Here is a 21,582-nt window from a genome sequence, read left to right as displayed (position 1 = left end):
AGACATGTCCGCTCCACATCGTGTCGTCATCGCCGTGTTCCCCGACGTCGACCTCCTCGACGTCACCGGGCCCGCGGAGGTGTTCGCGGTGGCGAACCGAGAGGCGAGCAGGGAGGCGGCCAGAGAGGCGAGCAGCGATACGGGCGGGGGCGCGGACGGCGGGATGCCCGGCCGCGCGCCCTACCAGGTGCTGCTCGCCGGGCCGGCCGGCGGCCAGGTGCGCACCAGCGCCGGCGTCCGGCTCGTCACCGACCTGACCTTCGACGAGGTCGGCGACCAGGTGGACACCCTCGTGGTGCCCGGCGCGGTCGATCGCGACGGCGCGCCGGTGATCGATCCGCTCCTGGTCGGCTGGATCGAGGAGACCGCCCAGCACGCCGGCCGGGTGGCCTCGGTGTGCGTCGGCGCGCACCTGCTGGCCGCCGCCGGGCTGCTGAAGGGCCGGACCGCGACCACGCACTGGGCCACCGCCGACCGGCTGGCGGCCGACCACCCCGACGTCGTCGTGGACCCCGACCCGATCTACGTGCGGTCGGGGAAGGTGTGGACCGGCGCGGGCATCAGCGCGTGCATGGATCTCGCGCTCGCGCTGGTCGCCGAGGACCACGGCGAGCGGCTGGCCCTGACGGTCGCCAGGCAGCTCGTGATGTACCTCAAGCGGCAGGGCGGGCAGAGCCAGTTCAGCGTCCCGCTCTGGCAGGCGCCCGCCGAACGCCGCGACATCGACGAGCTGCGCGCCTGGATCACCGCCAACCTGACCGCCGACCTGTCGGCGGCGGCGCTCGCCGAGCGCATGCGCCTCAGCGAGCGGCACTTCTCGCGGGTCTTCCGCAAGGAGACCGGCTCGACCCTGGCCGCCTACGTCGAGGCGGCGCGGGTGGAGGCGGCCCGACGGCTGCTGGAGGGCACCGACGAGCCGCTGGAGCGGATCGCCGCCGAGTCCGGCCTGGGCTCGGTGGAGACCCTGCACCGGGCGTTCCGGCGGCGGCTCGGCACCACCCCGGCGGCCTACCGGCGACGGTTCCGCACCGCCGCCTGATCTTGTTCCCGCGCGTTCCCGGCCCGGTCGGGCCGGTGATGCGCCATGCCCCGAATCACCAAGGAGAACTGTGATGACCGTTTCGACGACCCTGCGTGACGTGATCGGCCTGGACGGCGCGCTGCCGCGGCTCGCGGACGCCACCCTGGTCCTGATCGACTTCCAGAACACCTACCGCACCGGCGTCATGGCGCTCCCCGACGCCGACCGCGCCCTCGACGCCGGCGCCCGGCTGCTGGAACGTGCCAGGGCCGCCGGGGCGCGGGTGGTGCACGTGGTCAACGACGGAGGCGAGGGCAGCCCGTACGACATCCGCGCCGAGATCGGGCGCATCGAGGACCGCGTCGCGCCCCGGGACGGCGAGCCCGTCGTCGTGAAGGGCTTCCCGAACGCCTTCCACGAGACCGACCTGCTGGAGGTGCTGCGCCGCTCGGAGGCCGGGCCGGACCTCGTGCTGGCGGGCTTCATGACCCACATGTGCGTGCAGTTCACCGCGCAGGGCGCGTTCAACCTCGGCTACCGGCCCACGGTGGTGGCGGAGGCGTGCGCGACCCGGCCGCTGGCGGGGCCGGACGGCGCGCCGATCCCGGCCGACGCCCTGCACGCCGCCGCCCTGACCACGATCGGCGACCTGTTCGGCCTGGTCGCGGCGCGGGTGGCCGACCTGCCCGCCTGACCGGCTCCCGCCGGGTCGCTCCGGACGGTACGCATCGGCGAGCCGGTGTGTATTGAGGGGCCGGTGTGTATTGAGGGGGAAGGCACCGATGTGCTAACTCTGGGGCGCCATGCGCCTTCCCCGCCCGGAGCCCCAGCGATGAACGAACCCCGACCGGCCGATCCACCGGTGATCACGATCGACGAGGAGGCCCGGCACCAGACGATCGACGGGTTCGGCATCTCCACCGCCTTCCGCCGCAACGAGCTGATCAGGGCCCTTCCGCGGGAGAGGCAGCGCGAGATCCTCGACCTGTGGTTCGGCACCGGCCAGGGCGCCGGGCTCACCATCCTGCGCCTGGGCATCGGCTCGGCGCCGGCCGGCAGCCCGTACGACGCCATGGTGTCGATCCAGCCGGAGGACCCGGGCGGCCCGGACGCCCCGCCGAAGTACGTCTGGGACGGCGACGACAACAGCCAGGTCTGGCTGGCCAAGGAGGCCCAGCGGTACGGGGTCGAGCGCTTCTTCGCCGTCGCCTGGAGCGCCCCCGGCTACATGAAGGACAACGGCGAGGAGCGCAACGGCGGCAGGCTGAAGCGCGAGTGGTGGCGCGCCTATGCCGACTACCTGGTGCAGTACACCCGCTTCTACCGGCGGGAGGGCATCCGGATCACCGACCTGGCCTTCGCCAACGAGCCGGACTGGACCGCCCCGCACCCCTCCATGCGCTTCACCCCGAAGGAGGCCGCCGAGTTCGTCAAGGTGCTCGGACCGCTCGCCGCGGACGTGAACCTGGTGTGCTGCGAGTCGCTCGGCTGGGACGAGGCCAAGGCGTACACCGCGGCCGTCGCCGCCGACGCCGGGGCCCGCCGCTGGGTGAAGGTCCACAGCGGCCACGGCTACGGCACCCCGGTGGACACCCCGCTGCCGACCAAGCTGCCCACCTGGATGTCGGAGTGGAACCCGAACGGCCACGTCTGGAACGAGAGCTGGTACGACGGCAGCGGCTCCGACGGCTACACCATCGCCACGGCCGTGCACGACGCCCTCACCCTCGCCGGGGTCTCCGGCTACCTGTACTGGCTGGGGGCCTCGAAGGGGAACACCAGGGCGCTGCTGCGCATCGACGAGGAGGCGGGGACGTACCGCGTCTCGAAGCGGTTCTGGGCGCTGGCCGCGTTCAGCAGGTTCATCAGGCCGGGCGCGGTCAGGATCGGCGCCGCGTCGGCGCTGCCCGCGCTGAAGGTGTGCGCCTTCCGCAACCCTGACGGCTCCCGCGTCGTCGAGGTGCTCAACACCGGCATGTCCGCCGTCACGTGGGCGGGCGTGAGTGAGCCGGCCGAGGCGTACCTGACCGGCCCGGACGCCTCCCTCGACCCCCGCCCCGTCACGGACGGCTCGCTGCCGCTCCCGCCCCGCACCCTGACGACGATCGTGCTGCGCTGACCCCGCCACCACACGCACAAGCGGCGGAGACGCCGTCCGCCGACCACCTCGCCGGTCACCCCACGAACCGCAACATCTGGCACTGGATCGGCGTCTACGGCTCGCCTGAGCCCGAAGTGACCCGAAACTTTCGGAACCTGCAGCGAAGTCGGCACCCGGCTTTCAGCTAGTTTCCGATAGTTTCGGTCTAGTGCTTCAAGGAGGCCCAGGTTGAGAGGATGCATGAAGATCGGTAACTGAAATATTTCGGCGTGTCCTTGACACATTTCGAGCGGGTTTTCAGACTGATCGCCAACACCGCAGCCGGAAGGGAGAGCCCTGGTGATCACAAGCTGGACCCGCCCGAAGATCCGCACGAGGGTCGTCGCGCTGGCGATGGCGGCGACGCTCGGGGCCGCCGGGACGGTGACGCTCACACCCGCCGGGCCGGCCGTGGCCGCCGCCGGGGTGGAGAACGAAGGGGCCGACTGCGCCGTGCCCGGCCTGCCCGACGCCGGGTCCCTGCCCACCGCCGCCCGGCTGCCCGACCCCTTCAGGAAGCTGGACGGCACGCGGATCTCCGCGAAGTCCGACTGGCGCTGCCGGCGCGAGGAGATCAAACGGCTGGCCGAGAAGTTCGTCTACGGTGAGAAGCCCGCCAAGCCGTCCAGCGTCACGGGGACGGTCTCCAGGACCGGCATCACCGTCAACGTCTCCCACAACGGCCGCAGCGCCTCCTTCTCGGCGGGCGTCGACCTGCCGAGCGGCTCCGGCCCCTTCCCCGCCGTCGTCGTGCTGGGCGGGCTGGGCGCCGACACCGCCACGATCAAGGCGGCCGGCGCGGCCGTCATCTCCTACGACCCCCTGGCCGTCGGCAGGGAGGGCACGCCGCGTACCAGCAAGCAAGGCGCGTTCTACACCCTCTACGGCGCCTCCAGCGGCACGGGGGTGCTGGCCGCCTGGGCCTGGGGCGTGAGCCGCATCATCGACGTCATCGAGCAGGCGGGCGGTGCCGTCCTGCGCGCCGACGGCACCGGCGTCACCGGCTGCTCCCGGTACGGCAAGGGCGCCTTCGTGACCGGCGCGTTCGACCAGCGCATCGCGCTGACCATGCCCATCGAGCCGGGCAGCGGCGGTGTCGCCGCCTTCCGCGCCATCCCCGGCGAGAGCGGCGCCCAGCCGCTGAGCAGCGCGTACTCCGAGCAGCCGTGGCTCGGGGACGCGTTCGGCTCCTTCACCGGCAGCCCGGCCAGGCTGCCGGTGGACACCCACTCCGTCGTCGGCATGATCGCGCCGCGCGGGCTGTTCATCATGGACAACCCGCACATCGACTGGCTCGCAGCCCGGTCCGCGAGCGTGGGCGCGCTGGGCGGCGCCGAGGTCTACAAGGCGCTCGGGGCGGGCGGCAACATCACCTACTGGTCCGACGTGCAGGACGGCACGCACTGCGCCACCAGATCGGAATGGCGGACCCCGCTGCAGCAGAACATCCAGAAGTTCCTGCTGAACACCGGCTCCTCCACCGGCACGATGCGCGTCTCGCCCGCCAAGAGCGGCAACCTGGCCGAGTGGCGCGACTGGCAGACGCCTGCCCTCGGCGACACCGGCGGCGACACCACCGCGCCGAGCGCTCCCGGCGTCCCGGTCGCCTCCGGCGTGACCGCCACCAGCGCCACGCTGACCTGGCCCGCCTCCACCGACCAGGGCGGCTCCGGCCTGGCCGGCTACGACGTGCTGCGCGCGCCGGGCGCGAGCGGCGGCACGTTCACCCGGGTCGGCGCCTCGGCCACGACGTCGTACGCCGACACGGGCCTGACCCCGGCCACCACCTACCGCTACCAGGTGGTGGCCAGGGACGCCGCGGGCAACACCTCCCCGCTCTCCGGCGCGGTGACCGTCACCACCCAGCCCGGCTCGTCCGCCGGGGCCTGCTCGGCGGTGGCGACCGTACAGACGCAGTGGGCCACCGGGTACGTCATCCAGCCGCTCACCGTCACCAACACCGGCACCGCCACGATCACCGGCTGGACCGTCACCTTCACACTCCCCGCCGGGCACGCGCTGGCCGGCTCGTGGAACGGCGCCGTCACCAGCAGCGGGCAGACCGTCACCATCAGGAACGTGGCGCACAACGGCACGCTCGCCCCGGGCGCCGCGACGGGCGGCGTCGGCTTCCAGGTCAACCGCCCGAACGGCGACACCTCGCTGCCCTCCGGCTACACCTGCGCCTGACCCCGCTCGACTCCCGGCCCGTCCGCCCACTCCTCGTCAGGCGCGGGCGGGCCGGGGCCCCGAACCGCAGCCCCGGCTCGCCGCTCACCCGGCCCTGGACCGATGGGGAGACACGGGCCAACCGGACGCATGGGTGTGCAAAAGCGCATAGAGGCCCAGGCCGGGACAGTGGCGTGGTGGCGGCGATCGTCGCCACCGCCCCGCCCGTGGCCACCGTCCGCACGACCCTCTCCGGCGTCCTGCGTCGTATGGGTGCCGCTCCGTTCTCGGGAGAAAGGATGTGATGGGCGGCGGCGGCCCCATCCGCGGTGAGGGTTGCGGAAGGGGTGCCGCGGCCGTGGTGCGTGTTGCACCTCACACCCTGGCCGTCACGGTGAGCAACATCAAGAGTGCGGATTGTGATTTCGGGGTGCCGTAAAGGTATCCGCGGTGTATCCCCGGCGTGAGTGGACGTCCACGAAGCCGGTTGATCTTACGGGATGCGTACGGACCGCGGCGCATACTGGTCGGTGTAGCGTTGGTCATAGTGAAGTTCCTGGTCAGCGGCACAGTCGGGCGAATCGGCGCCCTCGCGGAGGGCGGCGCCGATGAGGGCTGGCAGGGCTTTGGAGGGTTTCCACTGGGCAGGAGATGGTTCCAATTCGGCCCTTGCAACCGTCAGACCTATCAGACGGTCAATTCGCCCAGCCAAGCCAGTGAACATCCATCTGACGAAAAAGGACGACGACCTGATGCATCCGCATGCGCTCTCCAGCCGCGCACGCCGGCACGGCTGGAACATCCAGAGCACCCGCCCGCCCACCGGACTCCTGCTCACTCTCTGCCGCGATGCCTGGCGCCTGGAGGTCACGTTCGCGGATCGAGCCCCGCAGCAGGCCACCATCAGCGGTCCCGGCTTCGCGAACGGCACCGCCGTCAACCTGCGCTCCATCAACGCCTTAGTGCGCTGCGAGCCGAACCGCATCGGACGCCTGGCCCAGGAGGCGGCAGCGGGCGGCCGGCACACTCCCCGCCGCGGCGAGCCCAAGTCCCGCGGCGACGCCAGACCCCGTGGCGGTGACACCAGGCCCCGCGGCGGCGAGCCCAAATCCCGCAGCGGTGACACCAAGACCCCGGGCGGTGACACCAGGACCCGCAGTGGCGAGACCAGGACCCGCGGCGGCGAGACCAGGACCCGTGGCGGTGAGAGCAGGATCCTCGACGGTGAGGTCAGGACCTTCGACGGTGAGGCCGGGATCCTCGACGGTGAGGCCGGGATCCTCGACGGTGAGGTCAGGGCCCTCGACGGTGAGGTCAGGACGGGGAGATGACCGGCGCGCCGTCAGGCGAGGCCGAGCTGTCCGCACCGCCGACTCCGGCCGGGCTCGAGGCGGCCGGACCGCGCTGCGGGCCGGCCCGGCGACGCGCTGACGGCGCCACCCACGGTCCCGCCTTCGCCCGGCGCTTCGGTTGCCGGGCGGCTCGGAGAGCTGCCGTGCGGCGGGCGGAAAAATCCGGTCGCGGCCACTCCCGCGTGGCCACGCGGACACGTAAAGTGGCAGGGGTGACGGATGATCATGCGTTCGGGCCGTTCCCCGGCCCCTTACGTCGCGGCTAGCCCGCCCCCACGTCCAGCCACGGTCGATCCGAGACAAGGACCACCGTCATGTCCCAGAGCAGCCCGCCCGCCCCCGCGCACACGTCAGACGGCGACCAGCCCGCGCTCAAGCGGGTCATGGGCTCCGGGCTTCTGCTGCTGTTCATCATCGGTGACATTCTCGGCACCGGCATCTACGCGCTCACCGGCCAGGTCGCGGGTGAGGTGGGCGGGGCCGCCTGGCTGCCCTTCGCCATCGCCTTCGTGGTCGCCGCGATCACCGCCTGCTCCTACCTGGAGCTGGTGACCAAATATCCGCAGGCCGCGGGCGCCGCGCTCTACGTGCACAAGGCGTTCCGCGTGCACATCCTGTCCTTCCTGGTGTGCTTCACCGTGATGTGCTCGGGCATCACCTCGGCCTCGGCGGCCTCGCGCGCCTTCGCCGCCAACCTCGCCGCCGGCTTCGGGCTCGACGTCGGCAACGGCGTCATCCTGGCGATCGCCCTGGGCTTCATGCTCCTGGTCCTGGCCGTCAACCTGCGCGGCGTGGGCGAGAGCGTCCGGATCAACGTGGTGCTGACCGCCATCGAGCTGTCGGGGCTGCTGCTCGTCATCCTGCTCAGCCTGTACTTCATCGCCGGCGGCAACGCCGACTTCTCCCGCGTCGTCGCGTTCGAGACCGCGGCCGACAAGAGCGTGTTCCTGGCCGTCAGCACGGCGACGTCCCTGGCCTTCTTCGCGATGGTGGGCTTCGAGGACTCCGTCAACATGGCCGAGGAGACCAAGGACCCGTCGCGGATCTTCCCCCGCATCATGTTCACGGGGCTCGGCATCACGGGCGCGATCTACGTCCTGGTGTCGATCTGCGCCGTCGCCGTGGTGCCCGTCGGGCGGCTGGCCGAGAGCGAGACGCCGCTGGCCACCGTGGTGCAGACCGCGACGCCGGGCTTCCCGATCGCCGACCTGCTGCCGTTCATCTCGATGTTCGCCGTCGCGAACTCCGCGCTGATCAACATGCTGATGGCCAGCCGGCTGCTGTACGGGATGAGCAAGCAGGGCGTGCTGCCCTCCTTCCTGTCGAAGGTGCACCGCACCCGGCGCACCCCGGAGAGCGCGATCGTGTTCACCACGGTCATCGCCCTCGGGCTCATCACGTTCGTCTCGCTCGACCCGGACAGCCCGGTCGTGTCGCTGCTGGGCGGCACGACGTCGCTGCTGCTGCTCGCGGTCTTCGCCGGGGTCAACCTGTCCGTCCTCGTCCTGCGCAGGGACCAGTCGGCGGTCAAGCACTTCAACGCGGGCCGCGTTCTGCCCGTGGTGGGCACGGTCACCTGCCTCTACCTGGTGCTGCCCTGGTCGTCGGGCCGCCCGGCCGGCCAGTACGAGATCGCGGGCGTGCTGCTCGCGATCGGCCTGGCCCTGTGGCTGCTCACCTGGGTCATCCATCGCAGGCAACGCCCCGGCGAATGACCCGGCTTCCGGGGGGCGGCGTGCGAGGCCGGCCCCGCGACCCGAGCCGTGCCGGGGCCGGGTGTGAAGCCCGCCCCCGGGATCGGGTCAGGCGCCGGCGGCGCCGCCGAGGAAGCCCTGCTTGCCGAGCCAGTCGGCGGTGACGGCGGCCGGCTCCTCGCCCTTGACGTCGATGCGGGCGTTGAGCTCCTGCATGGTGGCGTCGTCCAGCTTGGCGAGCGGGCGTGCCGGTCAGAGCGGGGCGCCGCCGAACTGGATCTCGTTCCCGTCCGGATCGCGGTAGATCGCCTTGCGCACGCCGTTGCCGTACGTCACCCGCTCCGCCGGTTCGAGCCCCCGCCCGGCGATCCCCGCCACCCGCGCGTCGAAGTCGCCGTCGAAGATGACGACCATGGTGTGCCCGGCGTGCCCGGGCCGGTGCTCGACGGCCAGCGAGCGGTGCTCGGCCAGCTCCCACACGGCCTCCGTGTCGCTCGCGACGTAGGTGGGCGGCCCGCCCAGCAGCCGTTCGTACCACAGGAGCGCCGCCGCGTAGTCGGCGACCGGAATGCAGGCGAACAGGTCGATGGACATGAGCTGATCTTACGGATTCGCGCAGTACGGTGACGAGTGTGTCCCTCCGGCAGAGCCCCGGAAACGCCTGAGCCGGGGAAAGGGGCGGGCTGGTCGCGCTGCTGTTCGCCGCAGAGGCGCCGGAGCGGGCCGCGCTGCTGCTGTTGGGTGACGAGGACGGGTTCGTGGTCAAGGACACGATCGACGACGTGGTCGCGGGCCGTACGGACTGGGAGCCGCACGTGTTCGAGGGGGTGGGCCACCTCCTGCCGGTGGAGGCGCCCGGCGCGTACGTCGCCACGCTCGACCGCTGGCTCGCCGGAGCCGCCCGGCAGGTCTGATCCCGGTACGAACTACGCGACAATGCCCCTGTGATTGTGGACAAGGCGATCTACTGCGGCGGCGTGCGTGAGACCATCAGCGGCGACATCAGCGACGCCTTCAACGACGCCAGGAGCAGGGGCGACTGCTTTCTCTGGATCGGCCTGCACGAGCCCAGCCAGGACGAGTTCGACCTGATCACCAGCGAGGTGCGGCTGCACCCGCTCGCGGTCGAGGACGCCATCCACGCCCACCAGCGGCCCAAGCTGGAGCGCTACGACGACACGCTGTTCGTCGTGCTCAAGCCGCTGCAGTACGTGGAGGAGAGCTCCGACATCGAGGTCGGCGAGATCAACCTGTTCCTGGGCCGCGACTTCGTCATCAGCGTCCGCCACGGGGAGGCCGACCCGCTGGGCGGGGTGCGCCGCCGCGTCGAGTCCGACCCCGACCTGCTGGCCGCCGGCCCCGCCGGCGTGCTGTACGCGATCTGCGACCAGGTCGTCGACACCTACTCCCAGACCTCGCACGAGGTCGAGCACGACCTCATCGTGCTGGAACGACGGGTCTTCAGCGGCGAGCACGGCGACGTCACCGAGGACATCTACTCGCTCAAGCGCGAGGTGCTGGAGTTCCGCACCGCCCAGGACCCGCTCATCCCGGTGCTGGAGGAGATCGTCAAGGGCCGGGTGGAGCTGTGCGCCCACATCCGGGAGCAGTTCCGCGACGTGCTCGACCACCTGCTGCGGGTGGACACCCGGGTGGACGAGCACAACGAGCTGCTCACCAGCGCCCTCAACGCCCATCTGGCCCTGGTCAGCAAGGAGCAGAGCCAGGCGGCCATCCAGCAGAACGCCGACATGCGCAAGATCTCCTCCTGGGCGGCCCTGATCGCCGTGCCCACCATGATCGCGGGGATCTACGGCATGAACTTCGACCACATGCCGGAGCTGCACTGGACGCTGGGCTATCCGCTCAGCCTGACCGTCATGGCCGTCGCGGTGGTCATCGTCTACCGGCTGCTGCGCCGGAGCGGCTGGCTCTGAACCCCCGCCGCCCGCTCGCCCGCCGCCCGCTCGCCCGCCGCCCGCTCGCCCGCCGCCCGCTCGCCCGCTCGCCCGCCCCCCGTTCGCCCTCCGCCCGCACGGCCTCCGCCCACACGGCCTCCGTAGGGCTCCTGGGCCCGGGAGAACGCTACGGGGCCCGAGGTCCGTTGCCGAGGTCCTGCGGCCCGGGAGCGGTGGGGGCCCTTGACGGTGGCCGTGTTGGCGTTAACACTCGTGCACATCCCGCTTCGGATGCTTGTGCGCACGACCTTCCCGCCGCGAAATGTTAACGCTAACAAGAAGGAAGGCTCCACCATGACCCTGCGCAGCAGAGCCCTCGCCCTGCTCGCCGCCTTATGCGCGGCGATCGCCGCCACCGGCCTCATGCCCGCCCGGCCCGCCTCGGCGGTGAACACGGCGGTGAACACGGCGGCGAACACGGCGGCGAACATGGCGGTGAACATGGCGGCGAACACGGCGGCGAACATGGCGGTGAACATGGCGGCGAACATGGCCGCGAACGCGGCGGCGAACACGGCGTACGTCTTCGCGTACTTCACCGAGTCGCCGAACATGACCGGCGCGAACTACGGCCTGCACCTGGCCGTCAGCCAGGACGGCCTGAACTGGACCCCGCTCAACCAGAACAACCCGGTCACCACCCCGACGGCCGGCACGCGCGGCCTGCGTGACCCGTTCGTCCTGCGCAAGCAGGACGGCACGTTCGTCATCCTCGCCACCGACCTCAACGGCACCGACTTCGGGCAGAACAACCAGTATCTGCATGTCTGGGACTCCGCCGACCTGACGAGCTTCACCGGCTACCGCCGCATCCGCATGCACGGCCTGAACACCCACACCTGGGCGCCCACCGCGTTCTGGGACGCCTCCCGCGGCCAGTACGGCATCGTCTACTCGGCCCACAACGGCACCACCGACGTGCTCATGGTCAACTACACCACCGACTTCCGCACCGTCACCCCCAACCAGGTGTACTTCAGCCCCGGCTTCCCCGTGCTCGACGGCGACATCGCCGTGGACGGCAACACCTTCTACCTGTACTACAAGAACCTGTCCAACGGCCTGCTGTACGGCGCCCGCTCCGCCACCGGCGCCCCCGGCAGCTACACCACCTACACCGCCGGCCTGCGCCAGGGCACCGCCATCGAGGCCCCCATGCTGGTCAGGAACAACGCCGGCACCGGCTGGTGGTTGTGGGGCGACTCCTTCGGCCCGGTCAACAACGACTACTACGCCTGGTCGGCCTCCAGCGTCGGCGGCGGCTCCTGGACGGTCATGGACCAGCGCGCCTACACCCCGCCGCTCAACGCCAAGCACGGCTCCATCACCGGGATCAGCGCCGCCGAGCACGACGCCCTGCTGTCCCGCTGGGGCGCGCCGAACTGGACGCGGCTGAAGTCCGCCAACTTCCCCGACCGGTACGTGCGCCACGCCGACTACGTGGCCCGCCTGGACGCCTACCCGTTCGACCCGTACCAGGACCAGCTGTGGCGGATGGTGCCCGGCCTGGCCGACAGCGCCGGGGTGTCGTTCGAGTCGGTCAACGTCCCCGGCCGCTACCTGCGGCACTACAACTACGAGATCCGGCTCGACGCCTCCGACGGCAGCGCCGCCTTCCGCGCCGACGCCACCTTCCACCGGGTCGCCGGGCTGGCCGACTCCGCCTGGAGCTCGTTCCGGTCGCACAACGTGCCCGACCGCTACCTGCGGCACAGCGGCTACCTGATGCGCATCGACCCGATCGGCACCGCCACCGACCGCGCCGACGCCACCTTCCGCCTCACCCCGTAACCACCCGTCACCCGGGGGCCGGCTCCGCGCGACCCGCACGGCCCGGCCCCCGGCCGCATCAACCGTTCGGTGGATTTCCGGATCAGCAGCGCGTGCCGCCGATCATGGCCGGTGGGCCGATTCGCGCCGGAGGCCGGCCCAGGATGCTTGAGGCATGGCAGTCATCGAAGTCACCGGCCTCCGCAAGACGTACGCGGGCCTCACGGTGCTGGACGGGGTGTCGTTCTCGGTCGGCGAGGGCGAGATCTTCGGCCTCCTCGGCCCGAACGGCACCGGCAAGACCACCACCGTCGAATGCGTGGAGGGCCTGCGGCGGCCCGACGCGGGCACGATCCGGGTGCTCGGCCTCGACCCCGTCAAGGACGGCCGCCGGATGCGCGAGCAGATCGGCGTACAGCTCCAGCAGACCCAGCTGCCGGAGAACCTCAAGGTGTGGGAGGCGCTCGACCTGTACGCCTCCTTCTACGCCCGGCCCCGCGACTGGCGCGAGCTGCTGGCGGAATGGGGGCTGGCGGACAAGCGCGACACCCGCTTCGCCAAGCTCTCCGGCGGGCAGAAGCAGCGGTTGTTCATCGCGCTGGCCCTGGTGGGCGGCCCGCGCGTGGTCTTCCTCGACGAGCTGACCACCGGCCTGGACCCGGCCGCCCGCCGCGCCACCTGGGAGCTGATCAAACGGGTGCGCGCCGGCGGCGTGACCGTGGTGCTGGTCAGCCACTTCATGGACGAGGTCGAGGAGCTGTGCGACCGGGTCGCCGTGCTCGACCGCGGCAGGGTCGTCGCGATCGACAGCCCGGACGGGCTGGTGGGCGACGCGCACCAGATGCGCTTCACGCTGCTCGGGGACGACGAGGTGGAGCTGGACGGGGTGCCGGGCGTGACCGGCGTGTCCAGGACGGGCAACCGGGTGGTCGTCACGGGCCGGGGGGACTTCGCCACGGCGGTCACCGCGCACCTGGCCCGCCACCACGTCCTGGTCAGCGAGCTGCGCATCGACAAGCGCACCCTCGAAGACGCCTTCACGGCCCTGACCGGCCGCTCCTTCTGACACTCCGGCCGCCCTGACGCTCACGCCGCTCCCGCGACCCTGACGCTCCGGCCGTCCTGCCGCTCCCGCGACCCTGACGCTCCGGCCGTACTGACACTCCCGCCGCCCTGACGATCCCGTCGCCCCTGCCCATCGAGAGGACCCTCATGTTCAAGCTCGCCTTCGTCGAGACCAAGCTGCTGACCCGGGAGCCGGGAGCGCTGTTCTCGCTGCTCATCCCGCTGTTCATCCTCGTGGTGTTCGGCAGCTCGATCGAGCCGGGCGACACCGTGCTGCTGCCGATGGCGCTGGCCATCGCCGTCGGGCTGGTGGGCCTGTACCTGCTGCCCACCACCCTGGCCGCCTACCGCGAGCGGGGCGTCCTGCGCCGGCTGTCCACCACGCCGGTGCGCCCGGGGAGCCTGCTGATGGTGCAGCTGCTGCTGCAGCTCGTGCTGGCCGTCACCGCGTGCGCGCTGCTGGTGACCGTCGCGGGCACCGTGCTCGGCGCGCACCTGCCCACGGCCGCGCCGGCGGTCGCGCTGGTGTTCCTGCTCGGCACGGCGAGCATGTTCGCGGTCGGCCTGCTCGTCGCCGCCCTGGCGCCGAACGGCCGCGCCGCCAACGGCTTCGGCGTCCTGCTGTACTTCCCGATGGCCTACCTCGCCGGCCTCATCCAGCCCCGGGACCAGCTGCCCGAGCTGGTGGCCCGCATCGGGGAGTACACTCCTCTGGGCGCCTTCGGGCAGAGCCTGCGCGACGTCTGGGCGGGCACGGCCCCCAGCCCGCTGCTGCTGGGTGTGATGGCCGCCTACGCCGCGGTCATCAGCGTCGCGGCGGCCAGGCTCTTCCGCTGGGAGTAAGGGATGACCGGCCGGCTCGACCGCTGGGAACGGCTGCTGGAGCGCCAGCTCGTGGCCCTGCCGTACGTGCTGCTGGCCGTCTCCACCGTGCTGGCCCTGCTCGGCGGCGGCCAGGACCCCTGGCTCACGGCCGGCCTGTCGGCGCTCGCCGCCGCCTGGATGGCGCCGGCGCGGCGGGGCGCGACCTACGTGGCCGGCCTGGTGATCCTGATCGGCGCGCTCTGCACCCAGGACGTGTGGTACGCGAGCTTCTTCGGCTTCACCGGATACCTGCACTCCTGGCAGTACCTGAAGGGGAGCTGGCGCCTGGCGGGCGTGAGCGCCACCGCGGCCGTCTGCGTCGCGGCCTACAACGGCGGCCTGCCGGAGCCCACTCCGTTCGCCGTCCTGACCTACGTGTTCTTCACCGCCGCCATCGTCGGCGCGGTCGCCCTGTTCAGCTTCGTCGGCGAGGTCACCGCCGAGCGCAGCGCCGAGCGCAAGCGCATGGTGACCCGGCTGGAGGAGGCCATGCGGGAGAACGCCGGCCTGCAGGCCCAGCTCCTGGTCCAGGCCCGCGAGGCGGGCGTGCTCGACGAGCGGCAGCGCGTGGCGGCCGAGATCCACGACACCCTGGCCCAGGGCCTGACCGGGATCATCACCCAGCTCCAGGCGGCCAGGCGGGCCGACGACGGCGGGCGGCACGTGGACCTGGCGCTGCGGCTGGCCAGGGAGAGCCTGGCCGAGGCGCGGCGCTCGGTGCACGCGGTGGGGCCGGGGCAGCTGGCGGCGGCGCCGCTGCCCGAGGCGCTCCGGGGCGTGGTCTCGCAGTGGGGCGAGCTCAACGGGGTTCGTGCCGACTTCACGGTCACTGGTACGGTCCGTCCCATGCATCCGGAGGTCGAGGAGACGCTGCTGCGCGTCGCGCAGGAGGCCCTGGCCAACGCCGCCAAGCACGCCGCCGCCTCCCGGGTGGGGCTGACGCTGTCGTACATGGGAGATGTGATCACGCTGGACGTACGCGACGACGGCGCCGGCTTCGACCCCGGCCGGGTCGGCGAGGCCGGCGGGTTCGGGCTGACCGCCATGCGCAAGCGGGTGACCCGGCTGGCCGGCACCCTCGACGTCGAGTCCGAGCCCGGCGCGGGCACCGCGATCTCCGCGAGCGTCCCGGCGGTGTCGCGTGCCTGAGACCTCACCGGGACGAGCCCCGGCCGGCACGGCGGGCGGCGCCGCATGACCGAGGGTCCGATCCGCCTGCTGATCGCCGACGATCATCCCATCGTCCGCGACGGCCTGCGCGGCATGTTCGCCGGCGACCCCGGCTTCGAGGTGGTCGGCGAGGCGGCTGACGGCGCGCGGGCCGTCGAGCTGGCCCGGGCGCTGAGCCCCGACGTGATCCTCATGGACCTGCGCATGCCCGGCACCGACGGCGTCACGGCCATCCAGCAGCTCGCCCGGCTCGGCCACCCGGCCCGCGTGCTGGTGCTGACGACGTACGACACCGACCGCGACGTGCTGCCCGCCATCGAGGCGGGCGCCACCGGCTACCTGCTCAAGGACACCGGCCGCGACGAGCTGGTGCGCGCCGTGCGCACCGCCGCCCGCGGCGAGGCCGTGCTCTCCCCGTCGGTCGCCACCCGCCTCCTCGGCCAGGTCCGCGCGCCCGCCGACCCGCTCAGCGCCCGCGAGCTGGAGGTCCTCCGCCTCATCGCCGACGGCGCCACCAACCGCGAGGTCGCCGCGCGCCTGTTCGTCAGCGAGGCCACGGTCAAGAGCCATGTGCTGCACATCTACACCAAGCTCGGCGTCAACGACCGGGCGGCCGCCGTCGCCACCGCCTTCCGCCGCGGCCTGCTCACCCTCGACAACGGCTGACCCGGAACCATCACCCGATCATCATCGGGCCTGACCGCTCGCCGGCCGGGCCGGTCCCGCACGGACGGGCCCGGCCGGGAGGGCATTCACGGGGCCGGGTAGTCGGTGAGGTAGACCGGGGCGCCGACCCGGGTGGTGTCGGCCGCCTCCCCGACGCCGTTGACGACGTGGTCGATCGTGCCGGCGCTGAGGTTGACGGTCATGATGTGGCGCAGGCGGACGCCCGGCCGCCGTGGCACCTCGAAGCCGTTCTCGGTGTGGATCTGCGGGTTGTTCTGGTTGAAGACGTAGACGCCCCCCGCGTACAGGCGGTGCCTGCGCACGTGGTCGCCGACCTTGTAGCCGGCCCAGCCCTCGACGGCGCCGTTCATCCAGTCGGCCTGGGTCGGCGGGTCGTAGGGCAGCTCGTTCTGGTACAGAATCGTCGTGCCGTCCTCGCCGTTCCAGATCGTGTTGTACTGCTGGAAATGCTCCACGAACAGGCCCGTCGCCGTGACGTGGTCGCCGTTGATGACGGCGCCGTTGCGTCCGAGGTTGGTGTTCCAGCGCTGCGTGTCGGTGAAGCCCTCGATCCCGTGGTCGGCGCGCCAGACCCAGGTGTGGTCGATGAGCACGTGGTCGCTGTTCACCTCCAGCGCGACGTCGGTCTTGCCGACGTGGGGGCCGCCGACCCGGAAGTACACGTCGGACAGGGTCGTCGGGTTGTCCGGTGCGGCGTGGCGGCGGCCGTGCGGCGAGCCGTGGTGCTGGTCGTGCTGGTGCCGGTCGTGCTTCCTGCCCACCCGGAGCAGGACGCGTGACTGCTCCGTGCCCGCGTCCACGGTCACGCCGGCGATGACCACGCCGGGCACGTCGGCGACGTCGATCGGGGTCGAGCCGCGGACGGCCGTGAGCGTGGCGTGGCCGAGGCCGAGGACGACCGTGTCCGGGCGCCTGACCTCGATGCTGCGCGCGATGTCGTACACGCCGGGGGTGAGCAGCAGGTGCTTGCCGCGGGCGAGCTGGGCGTTGATGACCTGCGCCGAGTCCGACGGCCTGGCGACGTGGAAGGCCGACAGCGGCAGCGAGCGGCCCGGCGTCAGGCCACCGGCCCACGAGACGCCGCGGGTGTCCCGGCGGGCGGCGGGCACGCGGACGTGGTACCGGCCGCGCTCGTCGGTGTAGAGGTAGGGCTTCTCCCTGCTGATCGGGGTGGTGTCGAGCGTCGTGTACGGCGGGTTCGGGAACGCGCTCTCCTCCGGGGCGCCCACGACGCCCGAGAAGACCTGGTTCCACACGCCGTTCGACCAGCCCGCGATCTCGCTGTTGCGGGTGAGCCACTGCTGCTGGGAGCCGTTCGTGACCGACGGCAGGCGGGAGTCGGCGATGAAGCCGCCGCTGGCGTACTGCGGGCCGGCGGTGCAGTAGTCCATCAGCGACAGGGCGCCGCCGCTGACGTCGAGCCGGCGCATCGACACCGCCTGGGAGACGGCCCAGATGTTGGCCGAGGCCCGGCAGCCGTCCTGGCCGGCCGCGTTCACCTTGATCGACAGGTTGGACAGGGTGCGCCAGAAGTTGACCAGCGCCAGGCAGTTGCTCGTCCCGTTGTCCGCCAGGCAGCGGTTGTAGACCTCGACCTTGCCGTTGATGACGACGTCGGTGGGCGAGGCGCCCAGGCCGGCGATCTCGGTGTAGTAGCCGACCTTGATCTGCAGCGGCTGCTCGGGGGTGCCGTACGTGCCGGGCTTGAAGAGGTAGGCGTGGCGGGCGGTGCCCATCTCGTCGTTCACGCGGGGCGGCGTGCGCGGCGTCGAGGGTCGCCTGGATCTGGGCGACCGGCATGCCGGGGTCGAAGACGGTGACGTTGGGGCCGAGGTCGGGGCCCAGGCCGGGGGCGCCGGAGGGCGGGGTCGCGGCGGTGGCGGGCGTGACCGCCGTCATGACGGTTCCGGCCGTCATGACGGCGGCCGCCAGCACGAGGCCGGACCTCAGCGCCCGGCCCGGCGGGCGGCGGGCGGGGGGTGGGGTTAAGGGGGTGTCGTCACCGGAGGGCTGGGGCGTCATGCGCGTGTCCTTTCCGCTGCTGGTCGCGGCGCCGCCGAGGGGGAGCGCGTTCGGGCTGGGACGGCCCCGGCCGGGGCCGCGGCGGCGAGAGAGCGCTCTCTTTTCTGGCCGGGGCTTGTATCAAGGTGTGAAGGAATGGTGTCGGACGTTTTTATCGCGCGGACGGGCCCGATCACAAGTACACGACCGCCTGTGGTGGCACGCGGTCAAGGCGGTGCCGCCGGACGTTCGTGCCGCCGGTCGTTCGTGCCGGTCGTTCGTGCCGCCGGCCGGTCGGGCGGGCGGGACCGGTACGCGGTGGTCCGCCCGGGCCGTCCGGCGGGCGGGACCGTGCGTGGCTACGTGCCCAGGAAGGCGATCTTGCCGCTGCCGTACACGGTGGTCAGGCCCTTGGTGGCGCACGTGCTGATGTTGGAGGTAGGGGTGGCCGTGCCGGAGGTGCGCGCCCCGGCCAGCGGGCCGCCGGTGATCGTGCCGCTGAGCAGCATGTCGCCCGGGTTGTAGGTCTGGACGCGGGAGGTGGACGGGCGCAGCGTGGACACGCCCGCCCGCTTGCCGTCCCGGCCGAACCAGACGATCCGGCCGGTGCCGCGGATGTCGCGTACGCTGCTGCAGGTCGCGCGCCCGGTGCCCTGGGCGGTCAGCAGGCCCGAGCGCAGGTTCCGCGCCGAGCCGGTGCAGTGCGACAGTTCGAGGGTGGCACGTGCGGTCACGGTACGCGCCATGAAGCCCACCGCCGGGCTGAACGTCAGCGGATGCTCCGACGTCGTGGACAGCTGGCAGGTCAGCAGGGTCCGCTCCGCCGCCGGGAGGACCGCTACCGCCGCGGCCGGTGCGGCGAGCCTCCTGGGCAGGGTGGGGGGCGGCCCGGGCAGGGTGGCGGACGGCGGGAGAGACCCGGGCGTCACTGCCAGGGCGGCGGGCGGCGGGAGGATCGCGGGCGTCATGGCCAGGGCGGCGGGCGGCGGGAGGGCGGCGGCGGCCGCCACGGCCAGGGCGGCGGCCGTGGTCATGAGCGGCGCGTGAATCCGGGAAACGGGCATGTCATCCCCTATGACGTGGTGTCGGTGCTGCTCACGATAGGGACGCAGGCCACGCCCGGCCGCGCGCGAACCGCGGAGTTGCCCGCTCTTGACCGCAAAACTTGATCAATCCCTTAACGCCGGACGCCGCGTCTTGAGTGATCACTTATCGCGTCATCGGCGACGCTGGGTGACAAGACCACGAGGAGGGGATCAGGCGTGAGCGATGACGAGATCGTGACCATGGTGCGCGACAGCTGCGTACGGATTCTGAAGGTCCCGCCGGAGCGGGTCCGCCCGGACACCCGGCTCAGGGAGGACCTGGAGGCCGACAGCCTGCACCTGGCCGAGCTACACGTCTCGATGGAGGAGGTGTGGGGCCCGATGCCGCGTGAGGCGCTCGCCACCCTGCGCACCGTCGGCGACGTCGTCGCGTACGCCCGCGAGCTGGCCACGGCGAACGCGCGATGACGGGCCGGGTACGGGTCGCCGTGACCGGCATGGGCCTGCGCACGCCGGCCGGCGGCCATCCCAAGGAGTTGTGGAACGCGCTGCTGAGCGGGCGTTCCACGGCCCGCCGGATCACCTCCTTCGACACCCGGGGCCTGGCCTGCGACTTCGCCTGCGAGGTGGGCGAGCTGGACGTCGGGGGGTACCTGACGCCGAGGGAGGCGGACCGGCTCGACCGGGTGGCCCAGCTCGCGGTGTGCGCGGCCGACGACGCGCTCGCCGACGCGTTCGACGGGGCCTGCGACGGTGGGCGCGGGGGAGGGTCCGGCGGTGCGGGGGGCGTGCGGGTGCCGCCCGAGCGCCGGGCCGTCGTGGCCGGCATCTGCTTCGGCGGCATGCGGACACTGGAGGCGGGTGTGCTCGGCGGTGCACGGACGCAGGACGCGGCATCGCTCGGTGAGCCACGGACGCCGGACGCGGGAACGCTCGGCAAGTCGCGGACGCCGGGCGCGGGTGTGGCCGGCGGTGCGCGGCCGACGGCGCCCGGTCCGCTCTACGTGCCGATGGTCATGCACAACGCGGCCGCCGCCGCGATCAGCATCCGCCACCAGATCAAGGGTCACAGCCTCACGATCGGCACGGCCTGCGCCTCCGGCTCCAACGCCATCGGCGAGGGAGCCCGGTTGCTGCGCGACGGCTCCGCCGACCTGGTGATCGCCGGTGGGAGCGAGTCCTGCCTCACCCCGACCGTGCTGCTCGCGTTCGACCGCTGCGGCGCCCTGTCACGCAGGACCGCCGCGCCCGAGCGCGCCAGCCGGCCGTTCGACCGGGACCGCGACGGGTTCGTGCTGGCCGAGGGCGCCGCGTTCCTCGTCCTGGAGAACCTGGAGCACGCCCTGCGCAGGGGCGCGCGCGTGCACGCCGAGCTCACCGGGTACGGCTCCTGCTCCGACGCCCACCACCTGACCGCCCCGGCGGCCCAGGGCGAGGGGGCCTACCGCTGCATGCGCGCGGCGCTGGCCGACGCCGGACTGGAGCCGGGCGAGATCGCGCACGTCAACGCGCACGGCAGCGGCACCCGCCTGAACGACCTGGGCGAGGCCCAGGCGATCAGCCGGCTGTTCGGCCCGGCCGGCGTGCCGGTGACCGGCACCAAGGGGGTCACGGGGCACGCCATCGCGGCTGCCGGCGTGATCGAGGCCGTGGCCGCGATCCTGGCGATGCGCGAGCTGACCCTGCCGCCCACGGCCAACCTGGAGAACCTCGACCCGGAGTGCCCCATCGACGTCGCCCGCGAGGCGCGGCCTCTGCCGCCGGGGCCGGTCATGTCCAATTCGTTCGGCTTCGGCGGCCACAACGCCACTTTGATCTTCGCACCGATCTGACCGAGGAACACGCCGTGTATACGTACGTCCTGTCCACGACCGCCCTCTGCGGCGCCCTGCTCGCCGGCCCCGCTACCACGATTCCCGCAGCCACCGCCGCCACGATCCCCGCCGACCCGGCCCCCGCCGCGCCGCCGCCCCGGACGGCTCCCGCCGCGGTGCCGGGTGCCGGGACGCCCCAAGCAAGGCCCGTAGGGACGCCGCAGGCGGCGTCCGCGGGGACGCCAGGGGCGGCGGCAGGCACGGGGCAGGTGGAGACGTCCGGAGAGGTGACCGGCGCGGGGACCGGGGCGGAAGCCGACACCGTCTTCGGTGAGTGGCCCCTGGCGGGCACCGCCGTCGAGCCCCTCGGCGGTGACGGCCTGGGCAAGTTCTGCATGCGCGTCCCCGTACGGGCCCTCGCCCAGGCGTTCGCGGAGTTCTTCGCCGCGACGGGCCTGATGAAGGGCCTGCCGGCGGTCGCGCCGGAGAAGGGGCAGGCTCCGGCGCAGTCCCGGCTGTTCGGCACGTCGCTGCCGCAGGACCTCCCCGTGCTGGAGGCGACGCCCTGCTAGCGGCGACGCCCGGGTTCAGCGCACCACGGCCGGCGTGCCGTCGGTCAGGAGCCCGGACACCGGCTGGTTGTTGCTCCGCCCGCCGTAGCAGAGCCACCGGGTCTGGCTGGCGGGATCGGGGATGACGAAGCCGAAGCCGAGGACGCAGTCGAAGGCCGTGACGGCCATGGCCGGTGCGGCGAGGACGACCGGCAGCGTGGCGGCCGAGGCGGTCAGGGTGAGTATGGCGATGAGGCGGCGCATAGTCCTGCTCCATTCA

The 21,582-nt window shown here is 72.4% G+C and carries 21 protein-coding genes; 16 read left to right on the top strand and 5 right to left on the bottom strand.

The features are described from left to right. Window positions 1–4: 4 nt before the first annotated feature. From IO39_RS15955 to IO39_RS15930, 6 genes are all read left to right on the top strand, one after another. The gene (locus IO39_RS15955) at window positions 5–1,039 is read left to right on the top strand and encodes a GlxA family transcriptional regulator (protein WP_043622722.1); all 1,035 of its coding nucleotides are present in this window, start codon (window positions 5–7) and stop codon (window positions 1,037–1,039) included. 73 nt (window positions 1,040–1,112) lie between these two features. Next, window positions 1,113–1,715, top strand: a complete 603-nt coding sequence (locus IO39_RS15950; protein ID WP_043622719.1) for a cysteine hydrolase family protein — start codon at window positions 1,113–1,115, stop codon at window positions 1,713–1,715. A 138-nt stretch (window positions 1,716–1,853) separates the two neighbouring features. After that, entirely contained in the window at window positions 1,854–3,140 is a 1,287-nt protein-coding gene (locus tag IO39_RS15945) for a glycoside hydrolase family 30 protein (protein WP_052422956.1), read from the top strand. Window positions 3,141–3,461: 321 nt separating this feature from the next. After that, entirely contained in the window at window positions 3,462–5,351 is a 1,890-nt protein-coding gene (locus IO39_RS57735) for a glucuronyl esterase domain-containing protein (RefSeq protein WP_245641991.1), read from the top strand. Between the two features lie 731 nt (window positions 5,352–6,082). After that, complete coding sequence (locus tag IO39_RS54440) at window positions 6,083–6,661, top strand: hypothetical protein (RefSeq protein WP_157548391.1); 579 nt, start codon at window positions 6,083–6,085, stop codon at window positions 6,659–6,661. Window positions 6,662–6,996: 335 nt separating this feature from the next. Continuing rightward, window positions 6,997–8,397, top strand: a complete 1,401-nt coding sequence (locus IO39_RS15930) for an APC family permease (RefSeq protein WP_043622714.1) — start codon at window positions 6,997–6,999, stop codon at window positions 8,395–8,397. Window positions 8,398–8,484: 87 nt separating this feature from the next. On the opposite strand, the gene IO39_RS54435 is transcribed toward IO39_RS15930, so the two are convergent. Together IO39_RS54435 and IO39_RS15925 are read right to left on the bottom strand one after the other, a co-directional pair. Then, on the bottom strand, window positions 8,485–8,607 hold the full coding sequence (locus IO39_RS54435; RefSeq protein ID WP_281200091.1) for a glycine betaine ABC transporter substrate-binding protein: 123 nt from the start codon (window positions 8,605–8,607) through the stop codon (window positions 8,485–8,487). A 21-nt stretch (window positions 8,608–8,628) separates the two neighbouring features. Beyond that, on the bottom strand, window positions 8,629–8,970 hold the full coding sequence (locus IO39_RS15925; RefSeq protein WP_043622711.1) for a VOC family protein: 342 nt from the start codon (window positions 8,968–8,970) through the stop codon (window positions 8,629–8,631). 143 nt (window positions 8,971–9,113) lie between these two features. Between IO39_RS15925 and IO39_RS54430 the strand changes: the two genes are divergently transcribed. The 7 genes from IO39_RS54430 (at window position 9,114) to IO39_RS15895 (ending at window position 15,869) form a co-directional block, all read left to right on the top strand. Beyond that, on the top strand, window positions 9,114–9,290 hold the full coding sequence (locus tag IO39_RS54430; protein WP_157548385.1) for an alpha/beta fold hydrolase: 177 nt from the start codon (window positions 9,114–9,116) through the stop codon (window positions 9,288–9,290). A gap of 30 nt (window positions 9,291–9,320) precedes the next feature. Further along, the gene (locus IO39_RS15920) at window positions 9,321–10,313 is read left to right on the top strand and encodes a magnesium and cobalt transport protein CorA (RefSeq protein ID WP_043622709.1); all 993 of its coding nucleotides are present in this window, start codon (window positions 9,321–9,323) and stop codon (window positions 10,311–10,313) included. A gap of 315 nt (window positions 10,314–10,628) precedes the next feature. After that, window positions 10,629–12,125 (top strand): glycoside hydrolase family 43 protein, encoded by a 1,497-nt coding sequence (locus tag IO39_RS15915; RefSeq protein ID WP_245641990.1) that lies wholly within the window; start codon window positions 10,629–10,631, stop codon window positions 12,123–12,125. Window positions 12,126–12,279: 154 nt separating this feature from the next. Continuing rightward, window positions 12,280–13,170: an ABC transporter ATP-binding protein gene (locus tag IO39_RS15910; protein WP_043622706.1), complete on the top strand. Its 891-nt coding sequence runs from the start codon at window positions 12,280–12,282 to the stop codon at window positions 13,168–13,170. A gap of 146 nt (window positions 13,171–13,316) precedes the next feature. Then, window positions 13,317–14,012, top strand: a complete 696-nt coding sequence (locus IO39_RS15905) for an ABC transporter permease (RefSeq protein ID WP_043622702.1) — start codon at window positions 13,317–13,319, stop codon at window positions 14,010–14,012. A gap of 3 nt (window positions 14,013–14,015) precedes the next feature. After that, entirely contained in the window at window positions 14,016–15,182 is a 1,167-nt protein-coding gene (locus IO39_RS15900) for a sensor histidine kinase (RefSeq protein ID WP_043622699.1), read from the top strand. Window positions 15,183–15,227: 45 nt separating this feature from the next. Further along, window positions 15,228–15,869 carry a response regulator gene (locus IO39_RS15895; protein WP_043622697.1) on the top strand — a complete coding sequence of 214 codons (642 nt, stop codon included), beginning with the start codon at window positions 15,228–15,230 and terminating at the stop codon, window positions 15,867–15,869. 86 nt (window positions 15,870–15,955) lie between these two features. Here the strand turns inward: IO39_RS15895 and IO39_RS15890 are convergent, their stop codons facing one another. Both IO39_RS15890 and IO39_RS15885 read right to left on the bottom strand, forming a co-directional pair. Then, window positions 15,956–17,638 carry a pectate lyase-like domain-containing protein gene (locus tag IO39_RS15890; RefSeq protein WP_211267034.1) on the bottom strand — a complete coding sequence of 561 codons (1,683 nt, stop codon included), beginning with the start codon at window positions 17,636–17,638 and terminating at the stop codon, window positions 15,956–15,958. 612 nt (window positions 17,639–18,250) lie between these two features. Continuing rightward, entirely contained in the window at window positions 18,251–18,955 is a 705-nt protein-coding gene (locus tag IO39_RS15885; protein WP_157548383.1) for a hypothetical protein, read from the bottom strand. Between the two features lie 198 nt (window positions 18,956–19,153). Between IO39_RS15885 and IO39_RS15880 the strand changes: the two genes are divergently transcribed. Genes IO39_RS15880 through IO39_RS54425 form a run of 3 tightly spaced genes read left to right on the top strand, consistent with a single transcriptional unit; the run spans window position 19,154 to window position 21,323 of the window. Then, window positions 19,154–19,405 carry an acyl carrier protein gene (locus IO39_RS15880; RefSeq protein WP_043622690.1) on the top strand — a complete coding sequence of 84 codons (252 nt, stop codon included), beginning with the start codon at window positions 19,154–19,156 and terminating at the stop codon, window positions 19,403–19,405. After that, window positions 19,402–20,769, top strand: a complete 1,368-nt coding sequence (locus tag IO39_RS15875) for a beta-ketoacyl-[acyl-carrier-protein] synthase family protein (RefSeq protein WP_043622687.1) — start codon at window positions 19,402–19,404, stop codon at window positions 20,767–20,769. Before IO39_RS15880 ends, IO39_RS15875 begins: the two co-directional genes overlap by 4 nt. A 14-nt stretch (window positions 20,770–20,783) precedes the next feature. Next, entirely contained in the window at window positions 20,784–21,323 is a 540-nt protein-coding gene (locus IO39_RS54425; RefSeq protein ID WP_157548380.1) for a hypothetical protein, read from the top strand. A 15-nt stretch (window positions 21,324–21,338) separates the two neighbouring features. Here the strand turns inward: IO39_RS54425 and IO39_RS15865 are convergent, their stop codons facing one another. Next, a complete protein-coding gene (locus tag IO39_RS15865; protein ID WP_043622681.1) occupies window positions 21,339–21,566 on the bottom strand; it encodes a hypothetical protein in 228 nt (75 codons plus the stop codon). Window positions 21,567–21,582 lie beyond the last annotated feature (16 nt).

Source organism: Nonomuraea candida, assembly GCF_000725485.1.
GTDB classification, from domain to species: domain Bacteria; phylum Actinomycetota; class Actinomycetes; order Streptosporangiales; family Streptosporangiaceae; genus Nonomuraea; species Nonomuraea candida.
The sequence above is the reverse complement of the archived record's forward strand: the minus strand, read 5'-3'. Positions and strand labels throughout refer to the sequence as shown.